Raw genomic sequence first — 15,897 nt, 5'->3', positions numbered from 1 at the left:
TGCGGCGTGTTGCGACACCCGAAGCGGGGATCTACGGCAGCAGCAGCGTGAATGCGGTCGCGCCGCCGCCGGCGACGATCAGAGCGACGATCGTCACCCAGGCGACCAGGCGGATGCGGCGGTTCCGGCGCTCGCCGAGATCGCCGTAGTCCTCGTCGGTGCCCACGGTTCCCGTCACGCCGACGCCGCAGTAGGCTCGGTGACCGTCGGACCGAAGACAGCGGGCAGTGTGGCACGCGAGGTCTCGCGCAGCTCGTCCACCGACACGGTGAAGACGTCCTGCACCTCGAGCGTCGGCTCGGAGTCGGTGACGCCGATGCGCAGCACCGGGTAGCCGCGACCCTCGCACAGGCCGCGGAACTTCACATCGTCCTCGCGCGGCACGGTCACGATCACACGGCCGGTCGACTCGGAGAACAGGGCGGATGCCGCATCCACCCCGTCCCGCTCCATCAGCTCGGTGAGCCAGACCCGCGCGCCGAGGCCGAAGCGCATGGCACCCTCGGCGAGGGCCTGCGCGAGGCCGCCCTCCGACAGGTCGTGGGCGGAGGAGATCAGCCATTCGTCGCGGGCGGCGGCGATGAGACCGGCCAGGCTCTTCTCGCCGGCGAGGTCCACGGCCGGCGGACGACCGCCGAGGTGGTCGTGCACGACATCCGCCCAGGCCGAGCCGCTCAGCTCGGTGGAGGTGGTGCCGAGCAGGTAGATGTTCTGTCCCTCGTCCTGCCAACCCGAAGGGATGCGGCGAGACACGTCTTCGATGATGCCCATCACGCCCACCAGCGGGGTGGGGTGGATCGGCACATCGCCGGTCTGGTTGTAGAACGAGACGTTTCCGCCGGTGACCGGGGTGCCCAGCTCGTAGCATCCGTCCGCCAGACCGTCGACGGTCTGGCCGAACTGCCACATGACCTCGGGGTTCTCGGGGAGCCGAAGTTCAGGCAGTCGGTGATGGCCGTGGGTTCGGCCCCGGTGACGGCGACGTTGCGGTACGCCTCGGCGAGGGCCAGCTGCGCGCCCGCGTAGGGGTCGAGCTGGCAGTACCGGCCATTGGCATCCGTGGCGATCGCGAATCCCAGACCCGACTCCTCGTCGACGCGGATCATGCCGGCGTCGTCGGGGAAGGCCAGGGCTGTGTTGCCGCCGACGTAGTAGTCGTACTGGTTGGTGATCCAGCTGGTGTCCGCGAGGTTCGGCGAGCCCAGGATCGCGAGGAACTGCGCCTTCAGGGTCTCGGGGTCGTTCGCACGGGGGAGCAGCTCTGCAGCATCCGCCTGGAGGGCGTCGATCCACGTCGGGTACGCGACCGGACGGTCGTAGACCGGGCCGTCGACCGCGACCGTCGACGGGTCGACGTCGACGATGCGCTCGCCCTGCCAGTCGATGACCAGGCGGCCGTCGCCGGTGACCTCGCCGAGCACGCTGGTCTCGACCTCCCACTTGTTCACGACGGCCAGGAACGCGTCGAGCTTCTCGGGGGCGACGATCGCCATCATCCGCTCCTGCGACTCGCTCATCAGGATCTCTTCGGCGGTGAGGGTGGGGTCGCGCAGCAGCACGTCGTCGAGCGAGACGCGCATGCCGGAGTTGCCGTTGGCGGCCAGCTCGCTGGTGGCGCAGGAGATGCCGGCGGCGCCGAGATCCTGGATGGCCTCGACGAGCTCGTCGCGGTAGAGCTCCAGGCAGCACTCGATGAGCACCTTCTCGGCGAAGGGGTCGCCGACCTGCACGGCCGGACGCTTGGTGGGTCCGCCGTCGGCGAAGGTGTCGGATGCCAGGATGCTGGCCCCGCCGATGCCGTCGCCGCCCGTGCGGGCACCGAACAGGACGACCTTGTTGCCGACGCCGGTGGCGTTGGCGAGCTTGAGGTCCTCGTGGCGCAGGACGCCGACCGCGAGGGCGTTCACGAGCGGGTTGGCCTGGTAGACGGCGTCGAAGACCGTCTCGCCGCCGATGTTGGGCAGGCCGAGGCAGTTGCCGTAGAAGCTGATGCCGGCGGTGACGCCGTGCACGACGCGGGGGTGTCGGGGTGGTCGATGGCGCCGAAGCGCAGCGCGTCCATCACGGCGACCGGGCGGGCGCCCATGGAGATGATGTCGCGGACGATGCCGCCGATGCCGGTCGCAGCCCCTGGAACGGCTCGATGAAGCTCGGGTGGTTGTGCGACTCGGCCTTGAAGGTGACCGCCCAGCCCTCGCCCACGTCGACGACGCCGGCGTTCTGGCCCATGCCGACCATGAGCCGTTCCTTCATCTCGTCGGAGACCTTCTGGCCGAAGCGGCGCAGGTAGTTCTTGCTCGACTTATAGGAGCAGTGCTCGCTCCACATCACCGAGTACATCGCCAGCTCGCCGCTCGTGGGGCGCCGGCCGAGGATCTCCCTGATGCGGGCGTATTCGTCGTCCTTGAGGCCGAGCGCCGCGTACGGCTGCTCCTTCTCGGGGGTCGCGATGGCGTTCTCGACGGAGTCGGGGACGTGCTGGTGGACGGATGCTGAGGATGCGGCAGACACGCGGGGCTCCTAGAAGAGGGAGAAGCGGGGCGAGGCCAGTCTATCGGGGGGATAAGGTGCTTATTCGAGTAACGATGTGTTAGACGGGGCGTTGAACGAAAGCGGCAGTTGAAATGAGTCGGTTGGCTGACGCGCTATCGTGTCTTCCGCCGACGGGCTGCTTTGCTCCATCCAGTAGCAGCAGGTCGGCCTCCGGCCAGCCCCGGTTGGGAATCATGTGGCCGCAGCATCAGCGTGACGCCCTCGACATCGATGGGCTCCCAATGGTGGCCGTGCACCAGGAACGACAGGCCCTGCTCGTTCCGCACGGTGAAGACCATGATCGCCCTCCCTGTGCGCACCATTGTCACGGTGCGCTCCCAGAGGAGCTCACGGACGCGTTTGCTGACCTTTCCGACGAAGACTCCCGCCGAGATCTCGAGCAGCCAGCGGGTGAGGTATCCTCGCAGCCCGGGCGGAACCGCAGTGAGCACCAGAACGAGCATCAGAACGGCCCGTCTCCGTAATTGGAACCAGCTGCGACCGTACGCCTTGAGCTGGTGCTCACCGACGAGTCGGGGGCGACGGTCGCGCTCACGCCCGCGGACGGGCTCAGCGGCAACGCCGAGGAGCCGATCGCCGCTGACGAGTACCAGTTCACCTACGTCGTGTCGGGGCAGTCGATCTACATCAACGTCGGCAAAGACGTTGAGAAGACCTACACCCTGACCGCTAAGGCGACGATCGACTCGCTGCCCGAGTGGCCGAGCTCAGACACCCAGTACCAGACGGAATATCGCGCCGACAACAACGCCTACTTCGTCTATGACAACGGGCGTTACGAGGCCAAGGGTGCGTCGACCACGCTGATCGTGCCCAAGGACACCAGCGGCGGTGTCGACGACCCGAGCAAGTTCAGTAAGACGACCGAAGGCGACACCATCACGGCGACCAGCGGTGCGTCCGTGCTCGTCCCGTACGAGTTCGAGATCGGCGACAACGTGGGCGAGGCCGACAAGTCGCGCATCGTCGACGCGATCGACCACTCCGTGTTCGATGTCACCGACGAGACCCTGCCGCAGATCAAGGCCTCCATCACCGGCATGTACGCCTGGAACTACCCGCTCGACGGCGACACCTTCGACGTGTCGCTCGACGACGACGGCAACCTGGTGATTCAGCCGAACAGCGCGTTCCCGAAGAATGCTGATTGGGGCGCCGCCGAGGCTCCACTCAACAAGAGCTGGAACATCAAGCTCGAGCTGCCGACACACGTGCTGCAGGGCAAGCAGACGATCGACATCACCAACAGTGCCCGCTACATCGGGTCGGACGACGACATCGTCTTCACTTCGAGCTCAAGCTCTTCGGTGACGAACTACGGCAACGAGATGGAGGTGCGCAAGCGCGTCTACGACGCAGTGAACGACACCTTCACCAGCAACCTGCGCGTCGAGACCGACGACAACGGTGCCCTCATCGACGATGAGTTCATCTATCGCGTCGAGCTGCTGCCCCATGGCTCGTTCACGAACATGGTGGCGGATGTCGTCGACGTGCTGCCGGCAGGCGTCGAGTTCGTCGGCTTCATCAACGACGTCGCTTCCGGCGCCACGACCGGCGACACCACCTACACGATCCCCGGCACGAGCCTCACGGTGGTCTACGACGCTGACGCCAATTCGGTTACCGTGCAGCGTGGTCAGCTGGTGAGCGGATCGACCGTGGCGCTGTACTTCAAGGTGCGCGTGGTCGACCACGCCGCGAACGTCGGCATCACGAACACGATCGGTTCGGCCGGCGCCACGATCACCCCGACGAACGACTATCCGCTGAGCCTGCTCAAGCGCGACAGCACGAACGCCACGGAGCTGATCACCGACACAGCTGCACGTTTCTCGGTGCTCGCCGAAGACGCGGAGACAGTCGTGCTCAGCGACCTGCGCGTCGTGGACGGCAGGATTGTCACGGTGGAGGGTGCGACACCCGTTGTCGCCGAGCCTGGCACCTACTGGCTGCGTGAGGATGTCGCTCCGGTCGGTTACGAGAAGGCGACCGAGCTGAGCCGGATCACCGTCGGCGCGGATGGCTCCTCGGACGACGTCGTGCTCTACAACACCCCGGGCGGGACCGTCGAGCCGGAGAAGTCGTATGCCATCGGCGATGTGACCTGGATCGATGCGAACAAGGACGGCAAGCAGGATGACACCGAGCAGGTGCTGCCTGACGTGGTCGTGCAGCTGCTGCAGGATGGTGAGGTCATCCGTGCGACGATCACCGATGAGTATGGTCGGTACCTGTTCGATGAGCTGCCTGCTGGTGAGTACCAGGTGAAGTTCACGCTCACTCCGGAGCAGGCTGAGATCTACGCGTTCACGACGGCGGATGCTGGCGATGATGACGCGGTGGATTCGGATGCTGATCCGGAGACCGGTCTGACGCAGACGATCATCCTCGGTCAGGACAACACGCAGCTGACGAAGGACTACCCCTGGGCTGATGTCGTCGCGACCGAGGGCATCGATCCCACGTGGGATGCCGGTGTGATCGTGCGCGAGGTTGTCGAGCCGGAGAAGTCGTATGCCATCGGTGATTACGTGTGGATCGATGCGAACAAGGATGGCAAGCAGGATGACACCGAGACGGTGCTGCCGGGTGTGACGGTGGAGCTGCTTCAGGATGGTGAGGTCATCGACTCGACGACCACCGATGAGAATGGTCGGTACCTGTTCGATGAGCTGCCTGCTGGTGACTATCAGGTGAAGTTCACGCTCACTCCGGAGCTGGAGGAGATCTACGCGTTCACGACGGCGGATGCCGGCGATGACGTGGCGGATTCGGATGCTGATCCGGAGACGGGTCTGACGCAGACGATCGTTCTTGGTGACGAGAACACCCGTCTGACGAAGGACTACGGTCACGCGGACGTTCTCGCGACCGAGGGCATCGATCCCACGTGGGATGCCGGTGTGATCGTGCGCGAGGTTGTCGATCCCGAGGAGCCGGTCGACCCCGAGGAGCCGGTCGACCCCGAGGAGCCGACCACCGACCCCGCACACCCCGGCACCCCCGGTGTGACGGCATGAGAGTGAGTCCCGGCCGTCGCCGAACGGCGGCCGGGACTCGATCAGGAGAGCGTCGGTTCCACGGAATCGGCGCTCTCCTGCATCCTCACCTGTTGCGTTCGCGGCGGACGCGGCGTCCCGAGATCTGCTCGATGACGAACCGCAGGTGCAGCGGCCGATCGGGACCGGCCCATGGCAACACGCGCTGCGTGTCGATCGCGGCCAGCTCCTGCGGATCGGTCACGGGATGAATCAGCCCGTTCATGAGCACACTCCATCCCTCGCCCCCGAGGGAGTCGAGATGGTCGACCTCGAAGGCGACCGGATCGCCGGATTCGGCGGTCGCGCCGATGATGCCACCTGGCACCGTCCGGATGATGACCGAGTCGCCGTCGAGCACGTAGTTGACCGGGATGATCTGCACGCGCCCGTCATGCGTGAAGCCCAGGCGCCCGACGGACGCAGCCTCGAGAAGGCCTCGGCACTCGTCAGCGCTGAGTTCGTGGATCATGCTCTCGCTCCCCACTGGGAGCACGGCACTCCCCTCTCACTGTAGGGCTGATCGCGGGCCGCACGGCCGATCCCAGATGGCCGGCGACGTGCTCCCAGATGGCCGATGACGTGCCGGCCCGCCCTCAGCGCCCCCGATGCAGCACGCTCTTGGCTCCATCAGAGACGACGGTGAGGGTGTCGCCCTCACAGGTGAAGGTGCTCGTACCCACGTAATAGGGTTCGTGTGGCGCGTTCATTGTGATGGTCTCGGAGCCCGACTTCATGGTCATCGTGAGCACGGAATCCCCGCTGGTCTCGGTCGTCGTGAGCGTGTCGCCGGACACCGTGTAGGTGGCTTGGTCCGCACCGTTGCGCACCATGGTCGCCGTGGCGTCGTCCTGCGCCGTCACGGTCGTCCACTTATCGAAGGTCGCCGTCGACGTGCCGTCGTCGTTGTACGTGACGATCGCCTGGCCGGTGACGCTGAGGACGTTCCCGCCGGCGGACTCGAGCATCGCCGTGAAGGAGCCGTTGTCGAGCTGCCACTCGCCGTGCAGGCACGCCTCGCCGGTGAGCGGTGGGGCATTTTCTTCGGAGACGGTCTCGGCATCGGCGTCGCCAGCCTCATCGGCATCCGTGTCGGCATCCGACTCGACCTCTGACGATCCGCCCACCCCGCCTCCGGTCGCAGAGGTCTCGTTCTCGTCCTCACCGCACCCGCTCAGCGCGAACACGGTGATGGCGGCGAGCAGCACAGCGGCGCTCTTGCGCAGCGCCCCTGTCGTCACCGAAGACGCAGAGGTCATGACTCCGCAGGCCGTTCGGGGGCGAGGGGACCCGCTGCTCCGCCGGACGGCTGCGCCGGAACGCCGTCCCACACCGTGCGATCGGCGAGGAAGGCATTGCCCGCCCACTGCGCAGGGGCCACGGCCGGGTTCCACGGCTGCTTGCCGAAGGCGATCACGGCGAGCCAGGCCGGCGGGATCAGCCACAGTGCGACGAAGGCGGGCTCCTTGCCGAACTTCATCCCCATCCGGTAGGCGGCCAACCCCGAGCCGACGAACAGCGCGAGCGAGAAGAGGAATCCGATGCCGATCCAGCTGAGCACCACGGCGCCGGCGAAGCAGTAGAGCACGAGCCAGGGGCTGAGGTCACCGAGCTTGAACAGCACCATCACGTTGTAGACGGGCACCCACGCGCGCCATGTTCCCTCGACGCCGGCCTTGGCGAACACCTTCGAGAGGAAGTACGCGGTGACCACGTAGACGAGGATGCCGACGATGATCCCGCCGACGAGTGCTGCAAGATATGCGGCCAGGAGGCCGGAGTAGATGTCCATCGTCTCCCCATTCGGATGTGATTCCAGGTGCAGAAGACCAGGCAAGCAGACGGCGCTCACAGAGCGCTCACGCGCGCGATCCGGATGTCGGAGACACGGACGCGTGGTGGCGCGTGAGTACTTTGTGAGCGGATGCTGCTGGGATGGGCGGATGAGTCGGATGAGGGAGAACACGATGGGGAACACCAGGATGCGTCACTCCGCTGCGAGCCGCGTTGCCGCCGGTGCGATCGGCATCGTCATCGCCGGGATGCTGACCGGATGCTTCGCCAACCCGCTGGACGACATCGTGAAGAAGGCGGCCGAGAGCAGCTCCGAGGAGGCGGCGAAGAACATCGCCGAAGACCTCGTCGAGGGGCTCGGCGGCGACGAGCTGGACATCGAGTTCGGCGATCTGCCGGCCGACTTCCCCGACGGCATCACCCTGGTCTCCGAGAACGTGATGCAGAGCATGAGCACGCAGGACGGGCTGATGGTGGTCGTCAGCGACCCGCGCAGCATGACCGAGCTCGTCGCGCAGGTGGAGGCGGATTTCTCCGGATGGGAGGAGGTCTCCCGGGTGAATGCGGGGCCGAGCACCATCCTGGCCTACAAGAAGGACGGGCTGCCGGGCGTCGTCGTCACGATCATGGACGAGGACGATGGTGAGGACGCGGTGGTGGGTTACACCATCAGCGGCGTCGAGTAGCCTCCGCCGACCACAGCGACATCGTCGGGTGGGTCGAGTCGCGTGCGACGGCACGCCCCAGCATCCGTCTGGTGTCCACCGCCGACGCGCGCATTCCGAGCGTCTCGGCATCGCTCGCGATGGCAGCGAGAGCGACGGAGTGGCCGGATGCCGTGGCGGCGGCGTGCCTGACCAGGAAGTCCAGCAGTCCATCTCCGGCGATCGCGTGGGCCTCCTTGAGCACGGTCTCCGCCCCGACCAGCTGCTGGGTGCGGTCGGGGGCATCAACCGGCACCATGCCGATCACGCGCACCGCACAGTGCGTCAGCATGCCGGCGAGATAGGTGTGCTGCGCGTGCAGCACCTCGCGGGAGGAGCCGGTGGCGCGGTGGATCCGTGCTCGCCCGGTCCATGCCCGCCCGGGCCACGCCCGTCTGAACGTCGCTCGCCCGAACATCGCCTGCCCATGCATAGGTGAGGGTGAGTCGCGGTCGCAGCGGAATCGGCGCCGCCCCGGATCTGTCTCCGGGTGGATGGAGGACGAAGTCGTCTTTGCCGCTTCGCGTCAGACGCCAGCCGTGGTGGTGCAGGTTCATATGGTGGAACCTGCAGAGCAGAATGCCGCGGTCGATGTCAGTGCGGCCCTCGTGCTCGGCCCAGTGATCCGCGTGATGGGCCTCGCAGTACGACGCAGGCCTGTCGCAGCCCGGCCATCGGCATCCGCCGTCCCGAACGGCCAGCGCCACTCGCTGCCGCGGGGTGAAGAGACGATGCTCGCGCCCGACGTCGAGCGGGCTGCCGCATCCGTCCACTGTCACAGTGATGTGACCGCTGTCGCAGATGTGCTGATCGGCGGACTCACGCGGAATGCTGTGCAGACCGTCTTCGGTGTGGGCGATGGGCGAGCGGGCGCCGGCGTGATCCACCACCTGCACCAGCCGCACGCCGGCCTGCCGGGTGCCGAAGACCGTCTCGGCATCGGCGAGTGCTCCGGAGCGCAGCACGTCGACGAACAGGTCATACGCGAGCTGGTCGTTCGTTCGGGTGTCGGCACTGAGCTCTGCCGCGCGCTCGCGCTCGGCAGAGTCCACGAACCGCGGACCGCCGCGTCTCGGATGAAGGGCGCTGTCGAGCACCGTCTGTGCGAGCACGCCACCTTCATCGTCGAACAGGAATGACCCACGCCGGTTGCCGTCGGCATCCGTCCACAGCCGGAAGCTGCGGCGTTCGAATCGCTCCAGGTACCGGCGATGCGCGCCATCGGGGTCGAGCCGGTCGCGGATCGCACGCGCCGTATGCCGCAGTTCTTCCAGTGACAGCGTGCCGGCCTCTGTCGCCAGCTGCTCGGCTGCCGCCGACCATGCCTCGCTCCCCGCGCCGTCATCGCTACTGACATCGGCGCCGGGAGGCTCACCCAGGCCCTGACGGATCGCGTCGTGCTGCGCGGTGGTGATCGTCTGAGCGAGCAGGGCGGCACTCAGCGGCGCGTCCCACGACGAGGGCGGATCGGCGGATGGCGGCGCATCATCGGCATCCGTCGGCGCAGCATCCGCCACCGCGGTGCCCGCCCGGCCTCCTGGCAGCGACCCGCCCAGCAGTGACTCGCCCACGCGCACCTTGCGTGCCGCATCCGCTTTCGTCGTGCCGGTGAGGTCCTGCACGAGCGCGATCGCGGTGCGATGGCCGCGAGCCTGCGCGAGGCCGGACTGCCCGGCATCCCGGGTCGAGCGTGCGGCGATGACCCCGACCGCCGCGACCTGCGCGAGTTCCGCGCTGCGGATCAGCGCCGCCGACGCTTCGGCCACAGCGACGGCCTCGTCGTCGCCGAGCTGTGAGAGGCGGGCGGCGAGGTCGTGAGGTTCGACATCCGCACCGACCACGGCGGCCAGCACGGCCGTCCGGTCGGTGATATCGGATGCGAATGTCATGCTTCCAGTATCGAGGCAGCCACCGACATTCGAACGAAGATGCGACCCGGAATCGACCCAGAGAAGACTGCAGAAGGATAACGAAGCTCCGGTCAGGTGCTCTCCGCAGCGCGGAATCGCTGCGATCCCAGCACGCCGAGCAGACGGATCTTCTCCTCGTCCTCGCTGCGCGGGGCGGGCGTCAGTACGAGCAGCGCCTGGCCACGATCCTCGGTGAACAGCACCTGGCAGTCGACCTCGATCGCGCCGACCTCGGGGTGGAGGAGGGTCTTGTGATCGGCGAAGCGCTGGGCGATCTCGTGCCGATCCCACAGCTCCCGGAACTCCTCGCTGCGCTTCGACAGCTCGGACACCAGCGTCCCGGCCTGCGACTGCCTGCCCATCGCTCCGTACGCCGCACGGAGTCCCGCCACCTGCGCCCGGCTGTTGCGGGCGTGGTCCTCCGCGGGGTAGTGCGCCCGGGCCCTCTCGGGCTGCAGGAACCAGCGGTAGGGCTCGTAGCGCTCCAGGCCCGGCGCCCCGATGTTGTCGCCGAGAAGCGCCACCGCCAGATCGTTCTGCAGCAGCGTCTCGCCGAGGGTCGAGATCACCAGCGCGGGAGTGTCGTGCAGTCGGTCGAACACGCGTTGCAGAGCCGGCGCGATGTGCTCGGAGGGTGCGATGCGGTCGGGAACCGCGTGCCCCGCCGCGCGATACAAGTAGTCGCGTTCGTCAGCGGAGAGGCGCAGCGCTCGGGCGAGGGATGCGAGCAGCTGCGTGCTCGGCTGCGGCCCGCGCTGCTGCTCGAGTCGGGTGTAGTAATCGGTGGACATCAGTGCCAGCTGGGCGACCTCCTCGCGGCGCAGGCCCGGCGCACGTCGACGCACCCCCTCAGGTAGCCCGACGTCCTCGGGTCGCAGCTGCTCCCGACGGCGCCGCAGGAACTCGGCGAGTGCGTGACGATCCATGTGTCCATCATGCGCGCCGGGCACGACGGCATCCAGGGATCGCCGATCCCCTGATAAGCGGACTCTGCCCGGCATCCGTCCCTACTGCCGACACTCGAAGCATGCGAATCAACAGAAACACCATCTTCATCCCCGGCGCCACCAGTGGAATCGGCCTCGCGCTCGCCCTGCGACTGCACGAGGCCGGCAACACGGTCATCGTTGGAGGCCGCCGCACGGAGCTGCTCGAGCAGGTCGCAGCGCAGCATCCGGGTATCGGCACCGTCCGGATCGATACGACGGATGCCGGATCCATCGCCGCCGCGAGGACCGAGGTCATCGCCCGCCACCCCGAGCTGAACGTGCTCATCCCCATGGCGGGCATCATGCGCCTGGAGGACTGGACCTCGCCGGAGGGAGTGCTGGAATCTGCCGAGGCGACCGTCACCACCAACCTGCTCGGCCCGATCCGCCTGATCTCCGCTTTTCTCCCGCCGCTGCTCGCGCAGCCGGATGCCACGATCATGACTGTGTCGTCGGGGCTGGCGTTCGCGCCGCTGCGCGTGACGCCGACGTACAACGCGACCAAGGCCGCCATCCACATGCTCAGCGAAACGCTGCGACTGCAGCTGGCCGACACGAGCGTGCAGGTGATCGAGCTGGTGCCGCCGTCCGTGCAGAGCGACATCATCCCGGGTCATCAGGACGACCCGTCGGCGATGCCGCTGGACGAGTACATCGACGAGGTGATGACCCTGCTGGAGTCGCAGCCGGATGCCGCGGAGATCCAGGTCGAGCGCGTGAAGTTCCTGCGCTACGGCGAGGTGCGCGGAGACCAGGAGCAGGTCATCGCGGCGCTGAACGGGACGGACGTGCTCGCGGCGAGGTGAGCTGGTGACCCTGAGCAGAGGATGCTGCGGGCGTTCGACCGCTGCCGGTCACTGCGGAAGGTTCCGTGGAGTGGTGGCGAGTGGGGCGATGCCTCTCCCCGGCCTCACCCCGCGAGCCACTCCCGAAGCCGGGTGAAGTGCCACTCCGCTGCGGCCTCGTCATAGGAGGAGGTGTCGGCCATCGTGTATCCGTGCGGGGCGCCGGAACGGATGCTGGTGTCGTGGGCGATCCCGGATGCCTCGAACAGTGCGTCCACGGTCGCGATGGCGTCCGGGGTCATCGAGCGGTCGTGGTCGGCGTAGCCGGCGAGTACCCGTGCACGCACGTTCGGGATGCTCAGGTGCGGACTGTCTTCGGCATCCGTCACCAGCCCGCCGACGTGGAACATGCCGACGGCGTCGATCCGCTCCGGATGCCGGGCTGAGGCGCGCAACGCGAGGCGGCCGCCCATGCAGTAGCCGGTGGTGCTGATGGGATCCGCGCCGAGATCGTCGAGCGTGGCGATGTACGCGTCGGCATCCGTCGCGGCCTGTGCGGAGGTGTGCGCGGAGAGTATCGGTGCGATGGTCGCGAACGCGGCCTCGCGGTTCTCGGGGATGCGCAGGTCGGCCGTGGGAGCTATGTCGTCGATGGTGCCGCTGCGATAGAAGACGTTCGGTGCGAGCACGACGTAGCCCCAGTCGGCGATGCGCTGCATCATCGTCTCGATCTGCGGACGTAGGGCGAAAGCGTCCATATAGAAGAGGACCCCGGGCAGGTTGGTCGTGGGGTCGGCATCTGGTCTGGCCACGAGGGCCTCGGCCACGCCGTCGGCGGTGCGTATCTCGATACGGCTGATGGGCATGGACGGCTCCTTCGTCTGGTGGGAGCCTACGCTGATGGGGTGCTGTCGAGCACGTACACGACGGATCAGTTGCTGAAGTTCTCGTGGGTGGACGCCCAGGCATCGACTTCCGTTCGATCGAACGGGACGCGATGGATGCTGAAGGGGGTGTGCATTCCTGGACCCTACTCGGAAGGGTGGGCGACTGGGACAGCTGGCACAACAGGGATCTTTGCCCGTAGGAGCCATACCCCCGAACTCAGATCTGTTTCCAGCTTGCCTCCGCATTGAGCGAGTCGCTGACGCGAGCGCAGCAGCCCGCGCCCACTGGAGTTGGCCGAAGCGCGCGAGTCGGTCCGCGAAGCCGCGTTCTTCACCACCAGCTCGATGAATCCTGGCTTCTCAGAGATGTCGAGGCTTGCGGAGACCGAGTTGGGTGTGTGCTTGAGGATGTTCGTCACGGCTTCGATGGCCGTCTTGATGAGGACTCGTTCTGCGACCGGTGCGGCGTTGAGTGATACCTGTGGAACGGACACCCTCGTCGGGATCGCTGCGTCTCTCAGCAGCGCGCCCAACGACTTCACGGCTTCAATCACGTCTCCGTCATACCGAGCCGGGTGCATTTCGGGGCCGTAAGGCCTCGTCTCGTGCATCAACGTCAACAGCGATTGGATGCTCTGCAGCGCCTTCTCGGCCGAATCCTCGATGGTCGTAAGCGACACCTGTCGCGCGGCCTCATCCGGTTGACGTGGGAGCGCCCGGGCATGGAACAGGACGAGGGTGAGATCGTGTGCGATCCCATCGTGCAGCTCGTCTGCGATCCGCTCTTGTTCTTCGCTGGCAAGCCCTTCAAGGTCTGCGATGACGCGGGTACGTTCCGCGATGAGGATGGCTTCGCGCGTGGTGACGATTCGGAACGAGAGACCTGCGAGGAACGCGATGATCGCGATGCCTGCGATTCCGTAGACGCCCCCATCGGTCAGTGACGGGCCGTTGAGGGCTATGTCTGTGGTCAATCCGCTGAGCACGAGCACGTGGAGTGCGATCACCCACGGCGCGCACGTCGACGCGACGAGGCCGAGAGCGACCGCCAGCTCAAGAAGGACGCCGCCGCTGCCTGTGAGCACGGCGCCGAGGCTGCAGATCACTAGGACTGTGAACGTCGCGGTGAGTGGATGCCACGCGAACGCCGCGATCGCCAAGTACAGCATGAGCGCAAGCATGTCGGCACGAGTGAAGTGGCCGGTGGTGATGATGAAGCCGGTCGCGATGCACAGGAGCACGCTCACGACGACGATGAGCAGGATCCGCGCGATCGGGTGCAGGGGTCGCTGCTTCCAGAACTCCCGCGAACGGAGCATGCGCCGGAGGGATGTCGGTGGGGTGGCCGAGAGCATCAGTTCCCGGTCGGAGTTCGGAGCTCCGCGCTCTTCAAGCACAGATCCTCAGCATCTTGCACAGCCATTCGGCCAGGTCCGCGTTGGCGACCACCGCGGTGCTGATGAACGTGCCGACTCCGTAGGTGCTCAGCAGAAACATGATGACTCCTCGTGGTCGAGCTGCGAGGTCGGCGTCGACTCGCAACGTGGATGTGTTCCACATTACGTTGCACGTCCGCGAGGCTGGCGATCCATAGCCCTGGGACTATGGATCGGCGTTCACCGTCGCGGTAGCGTGTGGGAGTGAGCCAGGCCGTGCGTGTTCTCGTCGTCGATGACGAGGCCCTGGTACGGCACGCGCTACGCGCGTTCATCGCCGGCGACGACCGTGTCACCCTGGTCGGAGAAGCCATGGACGGATCCGAGGTCGTCGAGGCCTGCAGCCGGACGAGCCCCGATGTCGTCCTCATGGACATCAAGATGCCCGGCGTCAGCGGTGTCGAGGCCACGCGTCGCGTCCTCAAGTGGAAGCCGAGTTGCCGAGTGGTCGCGCTGACGACCTTCACCACAGAATGGCGCGCCCTCGAAGTGCTCCACGCTGGGGCCTGTGGGTACCTTGTGAAGAACTCCACACCCGATGAGATCATCGCCGCCATCGTCGCGGCCCATGCCGGCGACCGCGTCGTCTCGCCCGAGATCCAGGAGCGGTTCGTGCACAGTGCCATTGAGGCGGTTGACGAGCGATCTCCCGAAGCTCCGACTCTCAGTGATCGCGAGTATCAGGTCGTCGAGCTGATCGCAAAGGGGCTCTCGAACACGGAGATCGCCGAGGGACTCCACTACGCCGAGGCGACGGTGAAAGCCGATATCCGTCACATCAACCACCTCTGGGGTGTCGAGAACCGCCTCCAGATCATCCTTCGAGCCAACGCACTCGGAATCATCAGTCTGTGATCGGATGCCACGGATGGTTTCTTTAGCCCTAGGGCTACGGTCACCCCGTGCCCTTGAGCGCGCTGTGCTGTCGGGGGCGCCATGACTGCCTACGCCCTCGCCGAGCTAGAACGTGGCTCCGACTCGTTCAGCGCGACCCTCTCCTGGGCACAGCTGCCGCTCGTCGCTGGCGTGATCACTGGAATCGGCACAATCCTCTCGCGCCGGTTGTGAACGAACAGGATGCTGCACTGATCTTCAACACGGCCCGTCCCGTTTGTAGCCCCAGGGGTATGGTCGTGGACTGCGCATTGTCACTGGTCTCTGCGGGCGTTAGCTTCGGCAGCACGAAGGTTTCGGAAGGAGAAGGTCATGAAGAAGTCCGTGTCGATTGTCGTCACGACGGCGCTGATTGCAACGGTCCTATTCGGAGGAGGGGGCAGCGCGATGGCGACTGATCAGGCGCCTGCACAAGCCGGTGTGTCAGAGACCTCGCGTGTCGTTCCTGATGCTCAAATCATCAGAGCTGAAGGGAACCACGTCGAGGTTGTCGTAAGCGGCGAATTGGTCGTGATCGACTACTTCGACGGTGGTGCAATCATCAGCGACGCCAACGGGCAGAAGACGCGGATCGAAGCTGGAGCTGCTGATGGACTCACGGGTCAGGCAGCGAGAGTGTCTGCGGTGAGTGCAAGCGACTCAAGTTCCGAGCTTGCAGTGCTTCGATCGAGCGCCGCAGTCGCCTCATCGGGTAGCGTCGCATGCTCATTCCTCGTGTGGGTCGCTGGGGTGATCCACGCGGGTGGATGGGCTGCGGCAATCGCCGCAGTCGTTGCGCTCGGTCCAGGGGCCCCGGCGGGAGCGATCGTCCTGGCGACGATGTACTCACTTGGCGTTGATGCATTTCTCGTGTGGGTCGGAGCACAATGTTGACATCGAATCGAATTCGACCACTCAACCTGCT

The 15,897-nt window shown here is 66.3% G+C and carries 16 protein-coding genes and 1 pseudogene; 6 read left to right on the top strand and 11 right to left on the bottom strand.

The features are described 5' to 3' along the window. Window positions 1-31: 31 nt before the first annotated feature. From QUE33_RS11600 to cas2e, 3 genes and pseudogenes are all read right to left on the bottom strand, one after another. Window positions 32-178, bottom strand: a complete 147-nt coding sequence (locus QUE33_RS11600) for a hypothetical protein (RefSeq protein WP_286300209.1) — start codon at window positions 176-178, stop codon at window positions 32-34. After that, window positions 175-2,511, bottom strand: a pseudogene (purL, locus tag QUE33_RS11595) (phosphoribosylformylglycinamidine synthase subunit PurL). Before purL ends, QUE33_RS11600 begins: the two are co-directional and overlap by 4 nt. 134 nt (window positions 2,512-2,645) lie before the next feature. Beyond that, window positions 2,646-2,984 carry a type I-E CRISPR-associated endoribonuclease Cas2e gene (cas2e, locus tag QUE33_RS11590; protein WP_286300208.1) on the bottom strand — a complete coding sequence of 113 codons (339 nt, stop codon included), beginning with the start codon at window positions 2,982-2,984 and terminating at the stop codon, window positions 2,646-2,648. Between the two features lie 33 nt (window positions 2,985-3,017). Here cas2e and QUE33_RS11585 point away from each other — a divergent pair, with 33 nt between their 5' ends. Next, window positions 3,018-5,576 (top strand): SdrD B-like domain-containing protein, encoded by a 2,559-nt coding sequence (locus tag QUE33_RS11585; RefSeq protein ID WP_286300207.1) that lies wholly within the window; start codon window positions 3,018-3,020, stop codon window positions 5,574-5,576. A gap of 85 nt (window positions 5,577-5,661) precedes the next feature. On the opposite strand, the gene QUE33_RS11580 is transcribed toward QUE33_RS11585, so the two are convergent. From QUE33_RS11580 to QUE33_RS11570, 3 genes are all read right to left on the bottom strand, one after another. Beyond that, window positions 5,662-6,066, bottom strand: a complete 405-nt coding sequence (locus tag QUE33_RS11580) for a pyridoxamine 5'-phosphate oxidase family protein (RefSeq protein WP_286300206.1) — start codon at window positions 6,064-6,066, stop codon at window positions 5,662-5,664. A gap of 124 nt (window positions 6,067-6,190) precedes the next feature. Next, window positions 6,191-6,853, bottom strand: a complete 663-nt coding sequence (locus tag QUE33_RS11575) for a lipocalin/fatty acid-binding family protein (protein ID WP_286300205.1) — start codon at window positions 6,851-6,853, stop codon at window positions 6,191-6,193. Further along, entirely contained in the window at window positions 6,850-7,386 is a 537-nt protein-coding gene (locus QUE33_RS11570; protein WP_286300204.1) for a DUF5684 domain-containing protein, read from the bottom strand. The genes QUE33_RS11575 and QUE33_RS11570 overlap by 4 nt, the downstream gene beginning before the upstream one ends. Before the next feature lie 160 nt (window positions 7,387-7,546). Between QUE33_RS11570 and QUE33_RS11565 the strand changes: the two genes are divergently transcribed. Next, complete coding sequence (locus QUE33_RS11565; RefSeq protein WP_286300203.1) at window positions 7,547-8,074, top strand: hypothetical protein; 528 nt, start codon at window positions 7,547-7,549, stop codon at window positions 8,072-8,074. Here QUE33_RS11565 and QUE33_RS11560 read toward each other — a convergent pair. The 3 genes from QUE33_RS11560 to QUE33_RS11550 form a co-directional block, all read right to left on the bottom strand. Continuing rightward, window positions 8,058-8,351 carry a hypothetical protein gene (locus QUE33_RS11560; RefSeq protein WP_286300202.1) on the bottom strand — a complete coding sequence of 98 codons (294 nt, stop codon included), beginning with the start codon at window positions 8,349-8,351 and terminating at the stop codon, window positions 8,058-8,060. The two genes, QUE33_RS11565 and QUE33_RS11560, sit on opposite strands and share 17 nt — an antisense overlap. Then, window positions 8,338-9,981, bottom strand: coding sequence for an HNH endonuclease signature motif containing protein (locus QUE33_RS11555; RefSeq protein WP_286300201.1), 1,644 nt, complete (start codon window positions 9,979-9,981; stop codon window positions 8,338-8,340). Before QUE33_RS11555 ends, QUE33_RS11560 begins: the two co-directional genes overlap by 14 nt. Before the next feature lie 92 nt (window positions 9,982-10,073). Then, complete coding sequence (locus QUE33_RS11550) at window positions 10,074-10,928, bottom strand: helix-turn-helix transcriptional regulator (protein ID WP_286300200.1); 855 nt, start codon at window positions 10,926-10,928, stop codon at window positions 10,074-10,076. Between the two features lie 101 nt (window positions 10,929-11,029). Here QUE33_RS11550 and QUE33_RS11545 point away from each other — a divergent pair, with 101 nt between their 5' ends. Continuing rightward, entirely contained in the window at window positions 11,030-11,797 is a 768-nt protein-coding gene (locus tag QUE33_RS11545; RefSeq protein ID WP_286300198.1) for an SDR family oxidoreductase, read from the top strand. A 104-nt stretch (window positions 11,798-11,901) separates the two neighbouring features. On the opposite strand, the gene QUE33_RS11540 is transcribed toward QUE33_RS11545, so the two are convergent. Beyond that, a complete protein-coding gene (locus QUE33_RS11540; protein ID WP_286300197.1) occupies window positions 11,902-12,642 on the bottom strand; it encodes a dienelactone hydrolase family protein in 741 nt (246 codons plus the stop codon). 164 nt (window positions 12,643-12,806) lie between these two features. After that, window positions 12,807-13,910 carry a sensor histidine kinase gene (locus QUE33_RS11535; protein WP_286300196.1) on the bottom strand — a complete coding sequence of 368 codons (1,104 nt, stop codon included), beginning with the start codon at window positions 13,908-13,910 and terminating at the stop codon, window positions 12,807-12,809. A 393-nt stretch (window positions 13,911-14,303) separates the two neighbouring features. Here QUE33_RS11535 and QUE33_RS11530 point away from each other — a divergent pair, with 393 nt between their 5' ends. From QUE33_RS11530 to QUE33_RS11520, 3 genes are all read left to right on the top strand, one after another. Next, window positions 14,304-14,954 (top strand): response regulator transcription factor, encoded by a 651-nt coding sequence (locus tag QUE33_RS11530; protein WP_286300193.1) that lies wholly within the window; start codon window positions 14,304-14,306, stop codon window positions 14,952-14,954. A gap of 81 nt (window positions 14,955-15,035) precedes the next feature. After that, window positions 15,036-15,167: a hypothetical protein gene (locus tag QUE33_RS11525; protein ID WP_286300190.1), complete on the top strand. Its 132-nt coding sequence runs from the start codon at window positions 15,036-15,038 to the stop codon at window positions 15,165-15,167. A gap of 138 nt (window positions 15,168-15,305) precedes the next feature. Further along, window positions 15,306-15,866: a hypothetical protein gene (locus QUE33_RS11520; RefSeq protein ID WP_286300188.1), complete on the top strand. Its 561-nt coding sequence runs from the start codon at window positions 15,306-15,308 to the stop codon at window positions 15,864-15,866. The last annotated feature ends 31 nt before the right edge of the window (window positions 15,867-15,897 follow it).

The organism is Microbacterium suwonense (assembly GCF_030296555.1).
Classification (GTDB): domain Bacteria; phylum Actinomycetota; class Actinomycetes; order Actinomycetales; family Microbacteriaceae; genus Microbacterium; species Microbacterium suwonense.
The sequence above is the reverse complement of the archived record's forward strand: the minus strand, read 5'-3'. Positions and strand labels throughout refer to the sequence as shown.